This window comes from Sphingomonas sp. PvP056 (assembly GCF_040549155.1).
In the GTDB taxonomy this organism is placed as follows: Bacteria; Pseudomonadota; Alphaproteobacteria; order Sphingomonadales; family Sphingomonadaceae; genus Sphingomonas.
The window spans coordinates 569,656-587,357 of sequence record NZ_JBEPST010000001.1 but is presented as its reverse complement, the minus strand read 5'-3'; the positions used below and the strand labels follow the sequence as shown (position 1 = coordinate 587,357).

Annotated in this window: 18 protein-coding genes; 8 read left to right on the top strand and 10 right to left on the bottom strand. The window is 65.1% G+C overall.

Annotated elements, in window-relative coordinates; genetic code table 11:
• Positions 1-63 precede the first annotated feature (63 nt).
• Together katG and ABIC17_RS02780 are read left to right on the top strand one after the other, a co-directional pair.
• Positions 64-2,310, top strand: coding sequence for a catalase/peroxidase HPI (gene katG, locus ABIC17_RS02785; protein WP_354279125.1), 2,247 nt, complete (start codon positions 64-66; stop codon positions 2,308-2,310).
• Positions 2,311-2,534: 224 nt separating this feature from the next.
• Entirely contained in the window at positions 2,535-3,860 is a 1,326-nt protein-coding gene (locus ABIC17_RS02780; protein ID WP_354279124.1) for a PQQ-dependent sugar dehydrogenase, read from the top strand.
• 134 nt (positions 3,861-3,994) lie between these two features.
• Here ABIC17_RS02780 and ABIC17_RS02775 read toward each other — a convergent pair whose 3' ends face one another.
• The gene (locus tag ABIC17_RS02775) at positions 3,995-4,297 is read right to left on the bottom strand and encodes a polyhydroxyalkanoic acid system family protein (RefSeq protein WP_354279123.1); all 303 of its coding nucleotides are present in this window, start codon (positions 4,295-4,297) and stop codon (positions 3,995-3,997) included.
• Between the two features lie 25 nt (positions 4,298-4,322).
• A complete protein-coding gene (locus ABIC17_RS02770; protein ID WP_354279122.1) occupies positions 4,323-4,739 on the bottom strand; it encodes a VOC family protein in 417 nt (138 codons plus the stop codon).
• A gap of 254 nt (positions 4,740-4,993) precedes the next feature.
• On the opposite strand from ABIC17_RS02770, the gene lnt reads away from it, so the two are divergent.
• Together lnt and metK are read left to right on the top strand one after the other, a co-directional pair.
• Entirely contained in the window at positions 4,994-6,523 is a 1,530-nt protein-coding gene (gene lnt / locus ABIC17_RS02765) for an apolipoprotein N-acyltransferase (RefSeq protein ID WP_354279121.1), read from the top strand.
• A 72-nt stretch (positions 6,524-6,595) separates the two neighbouring features.
• Positions 6,596-7,813 carry a methionine adenosyltransferase gene (gene metK / locus ABIC17_RS02760; RefSeq protein WP_354279120.1) on the top strand — a complete coding sequence of 406 codons (1,218 nt, stop codon included), beginning with the start codon at positions 6,596-6,598 and terminating at the stop codon, positions 7,811-7,813.
• Positions 7,814-7,931: 118 nt separating this feature from the next.
• Here the strand turns inward: metK and ABIC17_RS02755 are convergent, their stop codons facing one another.
• Together ABIC17_RS02755 and ABIC17_RS02750 are read right to left on the bottom strand one after the other, a co-directional pair.
• Positions 7,932-8,534, bottom strand: coding sequence for a phosphatase PAP2 family protein (locus tag ABIC17_RS02755; RefSeq protein ID WP_354279119.1), 603 nt, complete (start codon positions 8,532-8,534; stop codon positions 7,932-7,934).
• Between the two features lie 67 nt (positions 8,535-8,601).
• Complete coding sequence (locus ABIC17_RS02750) at positions 8,602-9,438, bottom strand: formate/nitrite transporter family protein (protein ID WP_354279118.1); 837 nt, start codon at positions 9,436-9,438, stop codon at positions 8,602-8,604.
• 82 nt (positions 9,439-9,520) lie between these two features.
• On the opposite strand from ABIC17_RS02750, the gene trmB reads away from it, so the two are divergent.
• Positions 9,521-10,201 (top strand): tRNA (guanine(46)-N(7))-methyltransferase TrmB, encoded by a 681-nt coding sequence (gene trmB, locus ABIC17_RS02745; RefSeq protein ID WP_354279117.1) that lies wholly within the window; start codon positions 9,521-9,523, stop codon positions 10,199-10,201.
• 3 nt (positions 10,202-10,204) lie between these two features.
• Here trmB and ABIC17_RS02740 read toward each other — a convergent pair whose 3' ends face one another.
• Positions 10,205-10,477, bottom strand: a complete 273-nt coding sequence (locus ABIC17_RS02740) for a UvrB/UvrC motif-containing protein (RefSeq protein ID WP_354279116.1) — start codon at positions 10,475-10,477, stop codon at positions 10,205-10,207.
• A 76-nt stretch (positions 10,478-10,553) separates the two neighbouring features.
• Here ABIC17_RS02740 and ABIC17_RS02735 point away from each other — a divergent pair, with 76 nt between their 5' ends.
• Positions 10,554-11,003 (top strand): DUF2721 domain-containing protein, encoded by a 450-nt coding sequence (locus ABIC17_RS02735; RefSeq protein ID WP_354279115.1) that lies wholly within the window; start codon positions 10,554-10,556, stop codon positions 11,001-11,003.
• Between the two features lie 15 nt (positions 11,004-11,018).
• On the opposite strand, the gene ABIC17_RS02730 is transcribed toward ABIC17_RS02735, so the two are convergent.
• Complete coding sequence (locus ABIC17_RS02730) at positions 11,019-12,608, bottom strand: amidase (RefSeq protein ID WP_502958395.1); 1,590 nt, start codon at positions 12,606-12,608, stop codon at positions 11,019-11,021.
• 465 nt (positions 12,609-13,073) lie between these two features.
• Positions 13,074-13,628, bottom strand: coding sequence for a hypothetical protein (locus ABIC17_RS02725; RefSeq protein WP_354279114.1), 555 nt, complete (start codon positions 13,626-13,628; stop codon positions 13,074-13,076).
• Positions 13,629-13,770: 142 nt separating this feature from the next.
• On the opposite strand from ABIC17_RS02725, the gene ABIC17_RS02720 reads away from it, so the two are divergent.
• Entirely contained in the window at positions 13,771-14,139 is a 369-nt protein-coding gene (locus tag ABIC17_RS02720; protein ID WP_354279113.1) for a PRC-barrel domain-containing protein, read from the top strand.
• On the opposite strand, the gene ABIC17_RS02715 is transcribed toward ABIC17_RS02720, so the two are convergent.
• From ABIC17_RS02715 to uvrB, 3 genes are all read right to left on the bottom strand, one after another.
• Complete coding sequence (locus ABIC17_RS02715; protein WP_354279112.1) at positions 14,136-14,471, bottom strand: HigA family addiction module antitoxin; 336 nt, start codon at positions 14,469-14,471, stop codon at positions 14,136-14,138. The two genes, ABIC17_RS02720 and ABIC17_RS02715, sit on opposite strands and share 4 nt — an antisense overlap.
• On the bottom strand, positions 14,446-14,727 hold the full coding sequence (locus tag ABIC17_RS02710) for a type II toxin-antitoxin system RelE/ParE family toxin (RefSeq protein ID WP_354279111.1): 282 nt from the start codon (positions 14,725-14,727) through the stop codon (positions 14,446-14,448). Before ABIC17_RS02710 ends, ABIC17_RS02715 begins: the two co-directional genes overlap by 26 nt.
• 116 nt (positions 14,728-14,843) lie before the next feature.
• Positions 14,844-17,051 carry an excinuclease ABC subunit UvrB gene (gene uvrB, locus ABIC17_RS02705; RefSeq protein WP_354279110.1) on the bottom strand — a complete coding sequence of 736 codons (2,208 nt, stop codon included), beginning with the start codon at positions 17,049-17,051 and terminating at the stop codon, positions 14,844-14,846.
• A gap of 81 nt (positions 17,052-17,132) precedes the next feature.
• On the opposite strand from uvrB, the gene ABIC17_RS02700 reads away from it, so the two are divergent.
• Positions 17,133-17,684 (top strand): DUF3617 domain-containing protein, encoded by a 552-nt coding sequence (locus ABIC17_RS02700; protein ID WP_354279109.1) that lies wholly within the window; start codon positions 17,133-17,135, stop codon positions 17,682-17,684.
• Positions 17,685-17,702: the final 18 nt, after the last annotated feature.

Genomic DNA, 17,702 nt, shown 5'->3' with positions numbered 1-17,702 from the left:
CATCGATCGCCCGGATCATGGCAAACTCCCGACTGAGTTTAGAAGAGTCGAATGGAGAGACCCATGGACGCAATTACATCCGGCAGCCCGCTGAGCGATCCGAGCAAGGAACCCGCCGCAATGCGCACGCTGCTCGGCCGCACCAACCGCGATTGGTGGCCGAACCAGCTGAGCCTCGAAATCCTCCAGCAGAACGGCTTGTCGGCAAACCCGATGGGCGACGACTTCGATTATGCCGAAGCGTTCAACGCACTCGATTACGCCGCCGTAAAGCGCGACCTGACCGCGCTGATGACTGACAGCCAGCCGTGGTGGCCGGCCGATTACGGGCATTATGGCCCGTTCTTCATCCGCATGGCGTGGCATTCCGCCGGCACCTATCGCACCGGTGACGGGCGCGGTGGCTCATCGTCGGGCTCGCAGCGGTTTGCGCCGCTGAACTCCTGGCCGGACAACGGCAACCTCGACAAGGCGCGTCGCCTGTTGTGGCCGATCAAGTCCAAGTACGGCAAGCAGCTGAGCTGGGCCGATCTGTTCATCATGGCGGGCAACGTCGCGATCGAATCGATGGGCGGCCCTGTGTTCGGCTTCGGTGGCGGGCGCGAGGACGTGTTCGAGCCGATGAAGGACATTTACTGGGGCACCGAGGAAGAGTGGCTCGGCCAGACCCGCATCGACGAGGAATCGGGCAAGGCGCTCGAGAACCCGCTCGCCGCGATCCAGCTCGGCCTCATCTACGTCAACCCGGAAGGCCCCGGCGGCTGCCCGAACCCGATGGGCTCGGCGCGCGATATGCGCGAGACGTTCGCGCGCATGGGGATGAACGACGAGGAAACCGTTGCGCTGACCGCGGGTGGCCATACCTTCGGCAAGGCGCACGGCGCGGGTGACGCATCGCTCGTCGGCGTCGAGCCGGAAGGCGCAGACATCGCAACGCAGGGCATGGGCTGGGTGTCGACGCACGGTACCGGCATGGGCGACGACACGATCACCTCGGGGATCGAAGGCGCCTGGACGCCGACGCCGATCACCTGGGACCAGACCTATTGGGACATGCTGCTCGATCACGAGTATGAACTCGTGAAGAGCCCGGCGGGCGCACACCAGTGGCAGCCGATCGGCAACCCCGAGGAAACGCTCGCCCCGAAGGCGCATACGCCGGGCGTCAAGGTCCCGACGATGATGACGACCGCCGACATGGCGCTCAAGAAGGACCCGGCCTACCTCGAGATCAGCAAGCGCTTCCAGAAGGATCCGGCGGCGTTCGCCGATGCCTTCGCGCGCGCCTGGTTCAAGCTGACCCACCGCGACATGGGGCCGAAGGTCCGCTATCTCGGACCCGACGTTCCGGCCGAGGACCTGATCTGGCAGGACCCGATCCCCAAGGCGGACTATCCGCAGATCGACGCGGGGGATGTCGGTGGCCTCAAGCAGGCGATCGCCAATTCGGGGCTTACGGTAGCCGAGCTGGTGACGACCGCCTGGGCGTCGGCCTCGACCTATCGTCAGTCGGACCACCGTGGTGGTGCGAATGGCGGCCGTATCCGCTTGGCCCCGCAGAAGGACTGGGAGGTCAACCAGCCCGAGCAGCTCGCCAAGGTGCTTGGCGTCTATGAAGGCATCAAGGCCGAGTTCGACGGTCACGGTAGCAAGAAGGTCTCGATCGCGGATCTGATCGTGCTCGGCGGTTCGGTCGGGATCGAGGCGGCGGCGAAGGCGGCCGGCAAGACGATCGAAGTGCCGTTCCTGCCGGGTCGGACCGATGCGTCGGCCGAGCAGACCGATGCCGAGAGCTTCGACGTGCTCGAGCCCAAGGCGGACGGCTTCCGAAACTATCTGTCGGTCAAGTTCAGCGTTCCGACCGAGGAACTGCTGGTCGACAAGGCGCAGTTGCTGGGGCTTAGCGGCCCGCAGATGGCGGTGCTGCTCGGCGGGCTTCGTGTCCTCGGCGCGAACCACCCCAAGGCCGAGAACCACGGCGTGTTCACCGACCGCAAGGGTCAGCTGACCAACGACTATTTCGTCAACCTGCTCGACATGCAGACGGCGTGGAAGCAGATCAGCGACGAAAGCGACGAGGAATATCTCGGCACGTTGCGCGAGACTGGGGAGCAGAAGTGGACCGCCTCGCGCACCGATCTGGTGTTCGGCGCCAACTCGCAGCTTCGCACGATTGCGGAAGTTTATGCCTCGGCGGATGCGGGCGACAAGTTCGTCAAGGACTTCGTCGATGCGTGGGTCAAGGTGATGAACGCGGACCGGTTCGACGTCGCGTCGGGCCATGTCGAAGGCGAGCCTGCGGTCGCGTAACGTCGACCGTGCTCCTGCGCAGGCAGGAGCCCAGTGTTACGGGCAACGCCGGTAACCCTGGGCTCCCGCTTTCGCGGGAGAACCTGCTGTATACGAAATGGCGGTGGCGCTAGCGCCACCGCCATTTTTGTACATCGGAGGATTCCCCCTCCCCCGGCTGCGAGGATGACGCACCGCCAACTCTAGCCCTTCCACCAAGCGCCGCTGCGCCCTATCAAGCAGCTATGCGCAAACACATTCTCATCATCCTCGGCATCTTCGCGATCGTCGGGGTCGCGGTCCTCTGGTGGATGTTCCAGCCCGAGCCCGCCCGGCTCCCGATTGCTCAGGTCGAAGGCGAGCGCCCGACCATCTCGGCGCCGCGCGAACAGACGATCCCGACGACCAAGGTGGCCAAGGCGGTCGGCTGGCCCGCAGGCGCGACTCCGGTCGCCGCAGCGGGGCTCAAGGTTGCCGCGTTTGCGCAAGGACTCGAGCATCCACGCTGGCTCTATCGCCTCCCCAATGGCGACGTGCTGGTTGCCGAAACCAATTCGCCGCCACGCAAGGGCCGCAGCATCACCGACACGGTGATGCGCTACCTGCTCGGACGCGCTGGCGCTGGCGTTCCCTCGGCCAATCGCATCACGCTGCTGCGCGACGCCAACGGCGACGGGGTGGCGGAACAGAAGACCGTGCTGATCGGCGGACTCAACTCGCCGACCGGCATGGCGCTGCTCGGCGACTATCTTTACATCGCCAACACCGACGCGCTCGTCCGCGTGCCGTTCAAGCCCGGCCAGACCAAGATCGACGCCAAGCCCGAGCGGATCATACCGCTCAACGGCGGCGGCAACCATTGGGCGCGCACGCTGATCGCGGACCCGAACGGCAAGTATCTGTATGTTGGTGTCGGTTCGTCGTCGAATATCGCCGAGAACGGCATGGGTGCGGAACGCTACCGCGCGAACATCCTTCAGGTCGATCCGCAGGCCAAGAACTATCGCGTGTTCGGCGCGGGCCTGCGCAATCCGCAAGGCATGGCGTTCGAGCCGAAGTCGAACGCGCTGTGGGTCGCGGTCAACGAGCGCGACATGCTGGGGTCGGATATCGTCCCCGATTACATCACGCGCGTCGGGCTGGGGGATAACTTCGGCTGGCCTTGGTATTATTGGGGTGGCTATCCCGACACGCGCGTGAAGCCCGAGAACCCGGCCTTGCAGGAATATTCCAAGCGCCCCGACTTCGCGATGGGGCCACACGTGGCGGCACTGGGGCTGGCCTTCGCGTCCGACGCGAAGCTGGGGGCGACCTACAGCAATGGCGCGTTCGTCGGCGAGCATGGCTCGTGGAACCGCGTGCCGGTGTCGGGCTATAAGGTAGCGTTCGTGCCGTTCGGGGATCTCGGTTTCCCCAAGAAGGGTGCCAAGCCGGTCGACGTGCTGACCGGCTTCCTCAACGCCAAGGGCGAGGCGCAGGGACGACCGGTCGGGGTGACATTCGATCGCGCGGGTGCACTTCTGGTCGCGGATGACGTTGGTAACACGGTGTGGCGAGTGAGCGCGAAGTAGCGCGCGCCGCCCTGCCCCTGAACCGCCGTCATGCTGAACTCGTTTCAGCATCCACCGTGGTCCTGCCCAGCCAGTGCTGGATGCGCTCACCAGTGGATGCTGAAACGAGTTCAGCATGACGCCAGTAATAGGCGTTATTCCAGCATCTTGGGCGCTTCCTTCGCCAGCTTCGCACGGATCTTGTCGGCAAACAGCGCGAGGAACGGTGGCAGGTCGACCTCGGCACGGACCAAGCTTTCCGCAACCGTCAGCTTGCTCGCTACACGCTGCCCCATCGCCGCGACGGTGAAGAACATCGTGTCGCCTTCCCAGCGATGATCGACCGCAGCGCCGCCCGGAAACATCCCTGCAAGCTTGCCGATCCCGCCATCGACGCGCGCACGCGCCCCCGCGAGCCCGAGCTTGTGGGGAATTTCGACGACGATCGGTTCACTCATGTCAGGTCCTTCACGCCTCGGCGTATCATTGCGCGAAGATCATCGCGTCGTCGGCAAACGCCTTGAACTCGAGCGCGTTGCCGCTCGGGTCATAAAAGAACATCGTTGCCTGCTCGCCCGGCTGCCCGACGAAGCGCGTGTGCGGTTCGATCCCGAAGCGCGTTCCGGCCGCAGTCAGCCGTTCGGCGAGCGCCTGCCAGTCGGGCATCGTCAGCACGACGCCGAAATGCGGCACCGGCACCGCGTGGCCGTCAACCGCGTTCGACACCGCGACGGGCTTTGCGGCGGGGTCGAGATGCGCGACAATCTGATGGCCGTAGAGATCGAAATCGATCCACTGGTCCGAACTCCGCCCCTCGGTGCACCCGAGCGTCTCGCCGTAGAAGGCGCGCGCGGCGGCGAGGTCGTGGACGGGGAAGGCGAGATGGAAGGGGCGGGTCATGCCGGCATGATAACCGCGACGTGGGAGCGCGTCACCTTCAACCTGTTGGGCGCCACCTCCAAACCACTGGCGCTTCCCCGGCGCAGGCGGGGCCCCAGAGAGGAACAGAAGATTGCGGCTGCTGCGCTTCGTTACGTCGGCCATCGCTCCTGGGCCCCGGCCTTCGCCGGGGAAGCGCAAAGAGGGGAAGCAGCACAAAGAGGTAAGATCGCTCCGCCGTTGCGTCCCCTCCTCGATCACGCGATAGCCACCCGATGACCCAGCGCCCTGCCCTTTTCTCCTTCCTGCTCGGCGGGATCGCCGCGGTCGGTTTCGCGCCGCTCGCGCTGTGGCCCGTCACGCTCGGCTGTTTCGCCGCCTGGATATGGCTGGTACACCAGGCCCCGACACGACGCGCGACGCTGTGGCGCGGGTGGCTGTTCGGCTTTGCGCATTTCACGATCGGCAACAACTGGATCGCCAAGGCCTTCAGTTTCCAGGACGCAATGCCGCATGCGCTCGGTTGGTTCGCGCCTGCGTTGCTGTCGCTGTATCTCGCAATCTTCCCGATGCTCGCGGCAGGGGTCGCATGGAAGCTCCGGCGCCCGGTGCTGGACGCGAGCTATGTCCTGATCTTTGCCACAGCGTGGATCGCGACCGAATATCTGCGCGGGACGCTGCTGACCGGCTATCCATGGAATCCGCTGTCCGAACTGTGGCTGCCGACCCCGGTCGCGGCAAGCGGGCGCTTCCTCGGCACCTATGCGCTATCGGGGATCGCGGTGCTGTCGGCGGGTGCGATCCTGCTCGCGGCCCGGCGGGCGTGGCGGTTTCCCGTCGCGGTGGCCGGCGTGGTCGCGGTGCTCGCGTTGACCGCGATCGACACGACTCCCGCCGCACCCTTCGCAGCCGATGCCCCCCGCGTCCGCGTCGTCCAGCCCGATCTCGACCAGGAGCAACGCCCGCGCGACGATTATGCCGAGACGAACCTGCGCACGCTGGCGGGCCTCAGCGGCACGCCGCATAGCGCGCCCCGCCTGATCGTCTGGCCCGAGGGCGCGCTGCGCTTTCTGCCCGAGGATGGCTATCCGCCCGGATATTACGGCGACTCCGCCCCGTTCCTGACCCGCGCGCGGATCGCGGCGCTGCTCGGCTCGCGCGATGTCGTGCTGACCGGGGGCAACGCGCTGCTGTTCGACTCCGCGGGGGACGTCACCGCCGCGACCAACGCGATCTTCGCGATCGACGCGCAGAAGCGGATCGTCACCCGCTACGACAAGGCGCATTTGGTGCCGTTCGGCGAGTATCTCCCACTGCGACCGCTGCTGTCCGCGATCGGGCTGTCGCGACTCGTCCCCGGTGACTTCGACTTTGCCCCCGGCAAGGGGCCGGACGGCGTCGACCTGCCCGGCATCGGGCGTGTCGGGTTCGCGATCTGCTACGAGATGATCTTCTCGGGCTCGATCGTCGACCACCGCCACCGTCCTGCCCTAATCTTCAATCCATCCAACGACAGTTGGTACGGCAGTTGGGGCCCTGCGCAACATCTGGCGCAGGCGCGGATGCGCGCGATCGAGGAAGGCCTGCCGATCATCCGCGCGACCCCGACCGGCATCTCCGCGATCATCGATGCGCGCGGGCGAGTGCTTGCGGCGATCCCATGGGAGACCCGCGGGGCGATCGAACTTCCGATCCCGCGCGCGGCACCGCCAACCCTGTTCGCGCGTATGGGCAACCTGATGGCGCTCCTGTGCGGGGTCGTGCTGGCGTTAACGGCAATTGCCATCCGCCGGTTGGCACGATAGGAGCACATATAAGGAAAGCTTTATATGCGTGTTCCGGTCATCCCGGTTCGCGCCCAGACGAGGGTTTCATCAATGCGCGCTTCGTTTCTCTTCACCTCCGAGTCCGTCTCGGAAGGTCATCCCGACAAGGTTGCCGACCAGATTTCGGACACTGTCGTCGATCTGTTCCTGAGCAAGGATTCCCAGGCGCGCATCGCGTGCGAGACGCTGACCACGACCAACCTCGTCGTCCTCGCGGGCGAGATCCGCTGCAAGGGCGTGTACGAGAACGGCGCATGGGCCGATGGCGCGCTCGCCGAGATCGAGGCTGCGGTGCGCAACACCGTTCGCGAGATCGGCTATGAGCAGTCGGGCTTCCACTGGGAAAACTTCCGTTTCGAGAACAACCTCCACGGCCAGTCCGCCGAAATCGCAATGGGCGTCGACGAAGGCGCGAACAAGGACGAGGGTGCCGGCGACCAGGGCATCATGTTCGGCTACGCGACCGATGAGACCCCGGGCCTGATGCCCGCGACGCTCTACTACAGCCACAAGATCCTCGAGCGGATGGCCGCAGACCGTCATTCGGGCGCCGCCCCGTTCCTCGAGCCCGACGCCAAGAGCCAGGTCACGCTTGAATATCGCGACGAGAAGCCGGTCCGCGCGACCGCGCTGGTCGTCTCGACCCAGCACAAGGCGGGTTATTGCCTCCAGGGCGACAACGCCAACCCGGCGCTGTACGAAGAACTGCGCAGCTACGTCGCCGGCGTGATGAAGGACACGTTGCCTGAGGGCTTCGTGACCGACGCGACCAAAATCTACATCAACCCGACCGGCGCGTTCGAAATCGGCGGTCCGGACGGCGACGCTGGCGTCACCGGGCGCAAGATCATCGTCGACACCTACGGCGGTGCGGCCCCGCATGGCGGCGGCGCGTTCTCGGGCAAGGATCCGACGAAGGTCGATCGCTCGGCGGCGTATGTTTCGCGCTATCTCGCGAAGAACGTCGTCGCGGCGGGCCTCGCGCGCCGTTGCACGATCCAGCTGAGCTATGCGATCGGCATTGCCGAGCCGCTGTCGCTTTATGTCGACCTGCATGGCACCGGGACCGTTTCTGAGGCGAAGATCGAGGAAGTGCTCCCGCAGCTCGTCCGCCTGACGCCAAAGGGCATCCGCGAGCACCTCAAGCTCAACGCGCCGATCTACAAGCGCACTGCAGCCTACGGACACTTCGGGCGCGAGCCCGATGCGGATGGCTTCACTTGGGAAAAGACCGATCTGGTCGACGCGCTCAAGGCTGCCGTCGCCTGATCCTGCACCGGGCGCGGCTTATGCCGCGCCCGGGATACCCGCTACCTTGAAACGCTGAGCACCCTACCCAGTCAGCATCTCATGCGCGAGAATTGGCACCGCAAAAACGGCGCCGTCGTCAGCGCCGTCGTTCGAGCGCGCGCACGATGACTCGTTCCGTCACGCGGACGGCAGCGCTCGCCGCGCGTTGCGCGACGAAGCCGATCGCGGCTCCGGCGACGGTATCGAGCAGATAGTGTTTCCCGCGCGGCAACTGCATCGCCGCGACCCCGCCGGCCAAGGCATAGGCCGCAGCTCCCCTTACCGGGGCACCCTGCGCCAGAGCCCCCGCCACGGCGACTGCGCCCGCGGTATGCCCCGACGGGAAGGAGCTCTGGTCATGCTCCTTGCTGTCGCCTGCTTCGAACTTGTGCTTGCCTGTCTCGATCGCCTTCTTGGGGCGCGTGCGATCGACCGAACGCTTGATCACCGTCTTCATGCCGGTCGCGACGATCTCGCTTGCGAGCATCCGGGCGCCGGTGCGCAGGATCGTCGGCTGGCGCAACAACGCACCGACCACGAGCGTCCCCGCCCCCAGCAGCAGCAACGGCGGTTGATCCGCACCCTCACTGAGCTTTCCAAGCAGTTTGACGCTGGGCTTGTCGCGGTGCTTGGCAGCGTCGTGCGCCACCTTGCGGTCCATCCGCACCAATTCCTTCGCTGCCTTGGTCACTTTGCTCATCGTCCGCGTCTCCCAATGTGTAGCGCCGAACGGGCGAACCGGGGAAATCGGTCCATTGCGGACATGATCATTCCCCGTCCTCCTGTACCTGCCCGTGCGCGAGCACCGCAAACAGCCCTGCCCCGCCCAGCAGATTGCCGAGTACCGCGGGAACAAGGAAGCCGAGCACGCCGCCGATCCCGATCTTGCCCGTCCACAACAGCAGGAAGGCTTCGCTCGATCCAACGATCGAATGGCTGAACCCGCCGATCGCGACGACATAGACGATGCCGAAGATCACCAGCAAAGCATGTTCGCGCGCGTTGGGCAGCGACCAGGCTACAATTGCGATGAGGAACCCCGCCGGCACCGCGTTGAAGAAGGTTTCGATCGCGCCGTGGTGGGTAATCGCCATTGACACTTCGATCATCCCAGCGTCGAGCGTGGAATCGCCCAGTGCCATTCCCGCGAAGGCGCCCGCTGCCATGGCGGTCCCGATGCAATTCGCGCAGAGCACGACCGCCCACAACCGCAGCGTCCGCCCCAGCGCGTCCCACGACGGCGTGGTGACAAGCGGCAGCATCGCGGTCACCGTGCTTTCGGTGAACAGCTGCATCCGCCCTAGGATCACCATCACGAAACCGATCGGATAGCCGAGCGCGATGATCAGCGCGCGGGATGGCCCGGCGGGTACATGCGCCGCGATCGCCCCCTCCGCGACTAGGGACGCGGTCACTGCCAGGCCCGCCGCCAGACCCGACCAGAACAGCGCGGAAACCGGGCGTTCGAGTTCTTCCGCGCCGGACTCGCGCACCGCGCGGTGAAGTTCCTGCGCATTGGCGGCCTTGATCGCCTCCACGTCGCCGTTCCCTGCCATATCCCCCGGCCGGTCGCCAGCCTCGTCCGCGCGGCCTCGCTCGATCATTCCCATCATCCCGTCGTTGTAGCAGTGTAACGACCGCTGGGGCCCTTTGCTCCGCCACGATCCCGCGCTACACGCCCGCGGGATGACCGATCCGATGACGACACGCCGCCTCTATGGCCGGCGACAGGGGCACAAATTGCGGCTGGGCCAGGCCGATCTGGTAGAAACGCTGCTCCCGCAGATCAGCGTGCCGACCGATGGCCCGCTGGATGCGACGACGCTGTTCGGCGCGGACCGCCCGCTCGAGGTCGAGATCGGGTTCGGCGCAGGCGAGCATCTCGCAGGACAGGCAGCGATGCGCCCTGATACCGGCTTCATCGGGTGCGAGCCGTTCCTCAACGGCGTGGTCGGCGCGCTCGCGCACATCCGCGACGACGCGCTCGACAATGTCCGCATCCACATGGGCGACGCGCTCGACGTGGTCGAACGGCTCCCCGATGCGTCGCTGTCGCGGCTGTATCTTCTGCATCCCGATCCGTGGCGCAAGGCGCGCCACGCCAAGCGGCGGATGGTCAACCACGGCCCGCTCGATCTGATCGCGGCGAAGCTCAAGCCCGGCTGCGAATTCCGGCTCGGCACCGACGACCCGACCTATTGCCGCTGGGCGATGATGGTGATGGGGCAACGCCGCGATTTCGAATGGACCGCGCGTGGCCCTGCCGATTTCTTCACCCGGCCGGACGACTGGCCGGAGACGCGCTACGAACGCAAGGCACGGCGGCAGGGCCGCGAGGTGTGGTACTTCCGCTACCTGCGCGTGTAACGCTTATCGCTTGCGCGATCTGCCGCGCGTCATCGGGTTGGGCTTGCGCGGTGGGGTCCAGCCGGCGGGCGGGGTCATCCGTTGCTGGCTCGACCCAAGCCCCATCGCGCCGGGCTGTTGCCGCACCAGACCAGCCGTGTCGGCCGCCGCCGCGTCGTCGGCTTCGGCTCCACCACGCAACAGGCTGATGCGGTCGCGCAGCCGCCGCGCCTCCTCAAAATCCAGAGCGGAAGCAGCAGCTTCCATTTGTTCCTGAAGACGATCGAGTTCGGTCATCACGCGTCAACGCGGAACTGCGGCGTCGGCTCCGTGCGGCTTGCGTCGGCCCGGCGCATTGCGCACAACACCCGGGATGAATCCCTATCCCGCCGTTACGACGATCGCACAGACGATCCAGCTGTCCCTGTCGCCCGTCTTCATGCTGGCGGGAATCGGGGCACTGCTCAATGTGCTCGCTGGGCGGCTGTCGCGCGTCGTGGATCGCGCGCGTGCGCTTGAGGCGCTGCATCCTGCGTCGCAGGGGCCCGAACATGACCGCCACGTGTGGGAATTGCGCCTGCTCGACAAGCGGATGACCGTCATCAACGCATCGCTCGTCCTCGCCGTGTCGAGCGCGGTGATGACGTGCCTCGTTGTCGCGCTGCTGTTCGTTGCCGAACTGGTCAAGCTGCACATCGGCACCGTCGTCGCGCTGTCGTTCATTCTCGCGATGGGGCTGCTGATCGCCTCGCTCATCTCCTTCCTGATCGAAGTGCGCATGTCGCTGATCGCGATCCACATCCGACCGGAATTGCTCGAATAAGCGTCGGGACGCGCGTTACCGCGCGCCCCCGAGCCCCGGTCCGGCGTCGTTGGTCGGCAGATATTTCGGGACGACGCGCGCCTTGGCCGCCTGCTCGAACACATAACCCGCATTGAGCACCGCCTGGTCCGCCCAGCGAGTCGCGATGAACGACAGGCCGACCGGCACGCCGCGCACCAGCCCCATCGGCACGGTCAGATGCGGATAGCCTGAAATGGCGGGCAGTTCACTCGCGCTCGGCCCGTTGAAATTGTCCCCGTAGACCGTGTCCGACAACCACGGCATCCCGTAGGTCGGCGCGACAATCAGCGTCGCCTGTGCCTTGGTCAGCACCGCATCGATCCCTTCGGCACGCGCGAGCCGCAGCGACTTGGCGCGCGCGCCGAGATATTCCGGATCGGCAAGGCCGCGCGTCTTCGCGGCGGCGACGAAGGTCTCCTGCTCGAAGAACGGCATTTCGGTGGCGGCATTGGCGGCGTTGAACGCAATGACCTGATCGAGCGTCCGGGTGGTCACGGTCTTGGGCGTCGTCGCAAGATAGGTGTCGAGGTCCGCCTTGAGTTCGGTTTGCAGGACGAGCAGTTCCGCCTCGCCGATCCCGTCGAGCTTGGGCATGTCCGCATCGACCAGGATCGCGCCCTGCGCCTTGAGCACCTCAAGCGTCGTTTCATAGTGACGCTTGAGGGCATCGGGCATGTCGGGGCGCAACACCGCAACCCGCACGCCCTTCAGCGATGCCGCCGCCAGCGGGGCGGCGAAATCGTGGATATGCCCCTGGCTCTCGCGGGTCGCGGGGTCCGCGGGATCGACGCCGACCATTGCGTTGAACAGCAGGGCGGCGTCGCGCACGCTCCGCGCCATCGGGCCCGGCGTGTCCTGGCTGTGGCTGATCGGGACGACATGCGTGCGGCTGACCATGCCCAGTGTCGGCTTCAGTCCGACCAGTCCGTTCATCGACGACGGACAGACGACCGATCCGTCAGTCTCGGTCCCGATCGCGACCGCAGCATAGCTCGCCGCGACCGCCGCCCCCGACCCGCTCGACGATCCGCACGAGGTCCGGTCGAGCGCATAGGGATTGCGCACCAGCCCGCCGACCGCGCTCCACCCGCTGATCGAATGGGTCGAGCGGATGTTGGCCCATTCGCTGAGGTTGGTCTTGCCGAGGATCACCGCGCCCTGCTTGCGCAACGCCGCCACCACGGGTGCATCGCGCCGCGTGACATTGTCCTTGAGCGCGAGGCTGCCCGCGGTCGTGGCGATCGGATCCCTGGTCTCGATATTGTCCTTGATCAGAACCGGGATCCCGTCGAGCGCGCCGAGCGGCTTGCCCGCCTTGCGGCGCGCGTCGCTTGCCTTGGCCTGTGCGACCGCATCGGGATTGGTCGCGATGACCGCACGCAGCGTCGGCCCGGTGCGATCCATCGCCGCGATCCGCGCGAGATAGGCCTGGGTGATCGCGACGCTGCTCGTCCCCTGCGCCATCTGCGCGCGCAACGCGTCGATCGATTGTTCCTCGACCTGCACCGGAACGTTGGAAGCATCCTGCGCCGCCAGCGCGGTCGGCAACATCAGCAAGGCCGCCGCTGCAGTTCGGATCATCATCCCATATTCTCCCCGGTCATACCCTGCCCGGATCATGCGGCGATCGCGTCGGAACGACAAGCATTCCCAGTGCGATACCCCCAAATGAAAAGAGGCTGCCGGGGGTCTTCACGACACCCCGGCAACCTCCTGACATGGTCAGCGGCCGGAAGCTCCAGCTTGGGAGACCATGCGAACCGCCAGTGCCTCGATCCGGTTACGGCGTTGACTGAGGGACCATACCCTCCGCCCTGCGGATCGAACGGGTTTCCCCGAAGGCCTAGCGGTGCGTCCCCCGAACGAACTGAACCGACCCCATTGCTGAACCATGAGACATCGGATCACCTCCTTTCGCTAGTTGAAACGGCGTGACCTGCGGTGGTCACGACACCTGTGTGAATCAGATATTCACGCGAAACAAGTCTTGTAATGTTGGTCGGAATCCACGATTCTCTTTCGCCTGCGCAAAGCCGGTCGAAGTGGCGTTCAGCGCCGACAATCCTCGGTTACACGCGCGATCTCGGCCCAGGCGGGCACCACCAGCGTCGCCGCCCCGGCCTGTTCCACGATAAAGCGTCCGCGGCTGTACACGATCGCATCGAGCAACGGATCCCGCGCCGCGAGACGCGTCGCGACATAGGTCGGCGATCCGGCTGGCCCGGGACTGGTCGGCTGGACCGGAAGGCTCCGCGCTACCGTCGATGTACGGATCATGAGCGGTGTTGCCGCACTCCCCTGGCGAGACAGATACAGCGTCGCGCTGGCGGCGTCGCAGCGTAGTGTCAGCACCGCATTGCCACCGCCCGCACCGAACAACGCGGTCGATCCGCCCTGATCCTGCCGATATGCCCAGTCCCCTGCGGTAACGGGCCAATCCCGCCAGTCACTACCCTTCGGCGGAACAGGTCGCGGAACCACCGCGGGACGCGCAGCCGGTGCGGCTGCGGGCGCGCGGGCCGGTGCAACCGGCTTTCCCACGCACCCCGCCAGAACGGCCCCGGTGAGAACGACCATAGCAAACAAGGGGATAGTGTTACGCATCCAGCGTCTATGCGCGAAGCCGTCCGAGCGCTCAACCGCAGTGGCCACGTCGCCGCGCGTTTTTCCACCGATCCAGCCGGTAAGCGTGCGGAACCGGGAACCCCCCATCGCCGTTACGATCGCGAACCGAAGGAAGTGTGCCATGTCCCAGACCGAACCCACCCAGTTGCTGCTCCAGTCGAACAAGAGCGACGCGATGCAGGTCCGAAGCCGCGACGGCGACAAGATCGGCTCAGTGCTGTCGTTGATGGTCAACAAGCGGACCGGTCAGACGATCTACGCGGTGCTGACGATCGGCGGGTTCCTCGGCATGGGCAAGGCCTATTACCCGATCCCCTTCTCGCTGCTCCAGTTCGACCCCGTCAACGACACCTACATCGTGACGATCGACCGCCGTGTCCTTGAAGGCGGCCCGAGCTGGGCAAGCAACGCGCCGACCTTCGACCAGGCCTACGCGGACCGCGTATCGAAATATTACGATGTGGCGGTTGAGGATCTTTCGCTCGATTAAGCCGCGCGGGGGACGATCCGGTCAAGCGCGCCATTGAGGGCGCGCTTAGCCTCGACGATTTCATAATCGCTTTGCAGACCCAGGAAAAAGCCCGGGGTCATTCGGAAGTAGCGGGCGAGCCGCAAATCGAGATCTCCGGTCATTCGCGTCGCGCCGGCGATCGTATCTCGCAGCGTAGTCTCGCTTACCTCGATTTTCTTCGCGAGGTCGTGCGCAGACAACCCCAAAGGTTGCATGAACTCAAGCGCTAGCATCTCGCCGGCATGCGGGTTGGGCAACCACTCGCCATGGGTATCCCCATCTGGCTCAATGATAGTCGGTAATTTCGACATCTGTCATCATTCCGTCGATCGGGGTAAACGCGATGCGCCATTGCTGGTTGATCCATATAGCATATTGCCCGGCGCGATTTCCAGCGAGCGCGTGAAGCTTGTTTCCCGGCGGGTAGCGCAAGTCGTTCCAGTCATCGATGCGCGCCATGATGCGAAGCAATCGGTATGCTTTGGCCTGTATCTCTATTGGTCGCTTACGACTGCGCTCGCCGTTCGCGATTTTAGCAGTCTCTTCGTCCTTGAAGTTACGTATCACAACGACCTCCATCAGAAGTGGCGTCGGATACGCTCCCGTCTCAGTCGGAGGTCACTGGGTTCGACGTAGGATCGAGATACCAGATAGAGCCATCATTTCAATTTTGCGTTCCCCAATCATCGCGCCCGCCGCGAACTCCCCGCCATTCCAGCTCGCATCTTCTGACTCTTGCCATAGCGCGTCTTGCGCGTGCCTGGTTTGCCCTCGTTCGAGCGTCCCATGATCGGCGCCTTCTGCTGCTCGACCGGAAGCCCAAGCTCCTCCTGCTCGAGCTGCCGGATCTCGTCGCGCAAACGGCCCGCAGTCTCGAACTCGAGATCCGACGCCGCCGCGCGCATCTTTTTCTCGAGATCCTCGATGTAGGCGCGCAGGTTGTGGCCGACCATGTGCGGTCGATCCTCGTCGATCTCGACCGTAACCTGATCGCGGCTCGACACGTCCTGGATGATGTCGCCGATGTTGCGCTTGATCGTGGTCGGCGTGATGCCGTGTTCTTCGTTATACGCGCGCTGCTTTTCGCGACGGCGCTCGGTCTCGTTCATCGCGCGCTCCATCGAGCCCGTGATGCGGTCGGCATAGAGGATCACGCGCCCGTCGACGTTACGCGCCGCGCGACCGATCGTCTGGATCAGCGAGGTTTCGGAGCGCAGGAAGCCTTCCTTGTCCGCGTCCAGAATCGCGACCAGCCCGCACTCCGGAATATCGAGCCCCTCGCGCAACAGGTTGATCCCGATCAGCACGTCGTACACGCCAAGCCGCAAGTCGCGGATCAGCTCGATACGCTCCAGCGTCTCGACGTCGCTGTGCATGTAGCGAACGCGCAGGCCCGCCTCGTGCATGAACTCGGTCAGATCCTCCGCCATCCGCTTGGTCAGCGTCGTCACCAGCGTGCGATAGCCGAGCTCGGCGGTCTTGCGCGCCTCGACGATCAGGTCCTGCACCTGCTCCTCGACCGGCTTGATCTCAATGGGAGGATCGATCAGCCCGGTCGGGCGAATGACCTGCTCGGCGAACACGCCGCCGGTCTGCTCCATTTCCCATGCACCCGGCGTCGCCGAGACATAGGTCGTCTGCGGGCGCATCGCCTCCCATTCGTTGAAGCGCAGCGGTCGGTTGTCGATCGCCGACGGCAGGCGGAAGCCATATTCTGCGAGCGTCAGCTTACGGCGGTGATCGCCGCGCGACATGCCGTTGATCTGGCCGATCGTCTGGTGGCTCTCGTCGACGAACAGCAGCGAATTCTCGGGAAGATATTCGAACAAAGTGGGCGGCGGCTCGCCGGGCATCCGCCCGGTGAGGAAGCGCGAGTAATTCTCGATCCCCGCGCAACTGCCGGTCGCCGCGATCATCTCGAGATCGAAATTTGTCCGCTGCTCCAGCCGCTGCGCCTCGAGCAACTTGCCCTCGGGCACCAGCTCCTTGAGCCGCTCCTGCAACTCGAACTTGATCGCTTCCATCGCCTGCTTGAGCGTCGGCCCCGGCGTCACGTAGTGCGAATTGGCGTAGATGCGGATATAGCCGAGGCTCGCGACCTTCTTGCCGGTCAGCGGATCGAACTCGACGATATCCTCGATCTCGTCGCCGAAGAACGACACGCGCCACGCGGTGTCGTCATAATGCGACGGGAAGATCTCGAGCGCATCGCCGCGCACACGGAAATTGCCGCGCTGGAACGCCGCGTCGTTGCGCTTGTACTGGAGCGCTACGAGCTTGCGCACGATCTCGCGCTGATCGACGGTCTGGCCCTTCTTGAGGTCGAAGATCATCGCCGAATAGGTCTCGACCGAGCCGATGCCGTACAGGCACGACACCGACGCGACGATGATCACGTCGTCGCGTTCGAGCAGCGATCGGGTCGCGGCGTGGCGCATCCGGTCGATCGCCTCGTTGGTCGAGCTTTCCTTCTCGATGTACGTGTCCGACCGCGCGACATAGGCCTCGGGCTGGTAGTAATCATAGTAACTGACGAAATACTCGACCGCATTCTCGGGGAAGAACGACTTCATTTCCCCATAAAGCTGCGCCGCGAGGATTTTGTTGGGGGCGAGGATCAAAGCAGGCCGCTGCACCGCCTCGATCACCTTGGCCATGGTGAAGGTCTTGCCCGAACCCGTGACGCCCAGCAGCACCTGGTCGCGCTCGCCCGCCTCGGTCTGCGCGACGAGCTCGGCGATCGCGGTCGGCTGGTCGCCCGCCGCGGTATAGTCCGAGACGAGCTTGAACCTTTTGCCCCCTTCCGCCTTGGGCGGACGCGCCGGGCGGTGGGGGACGAAGCTGACCCCGGTTTCGGGTTCATCGAGCGTGGTGCGAATCTGGATTGCCATCACGCAGCAATATGGGAAGGGATGCGGCAACAGACAATCGTGCCCGACGCCTCGGTTGCGGGTCAATCGGGGTTAAAGATCATGGCGTTTCATCGCATCGCGCAGCTTGGCCTGGCCCTGCCGTTACTGACGATCGTCGCTTGCTCCCCCGAGCAAGTCATCAAACGCGAGCCGGGCAGCTGGACGCAGAAGGTCGAAATCCTGCAACTGGAGGGCAAGGGCGCGACGCCGCAGGTCAAGGCGCAGATGCAGGCGATGTTCGATGCGATGGCAGGCATGTCGATGTGCCTGACGCCAGACGCCGCCGCGAAAGAAAATCTGGCCGAAACGATGCAGCAGATCGGCACGCGCGGGCAGAATTGCACGGTCGACAAGCATGACGACACCGGTCCGACCATCGGCCTCAGTGCGGCTTGCCCGCAACCCGGTGGCGGCGTGGTCAAACTCAACGTGACCGGCACCAACGCGACCGGGGACCGCAACCTGACAATGAAGTCGGAAGGTTTCACCGCGAAGGGCGCCAAGGAAGGCGTCATGGAAATGCGCGTCCATGCGATCCGAAGCGGGCCATGCAAGCCCGGCGACATCACCCCGCCCGCAACCCCCGCGACAACGCCAGCGGCGAAGCGCTAGCGCCGGACGGGTTGGGGC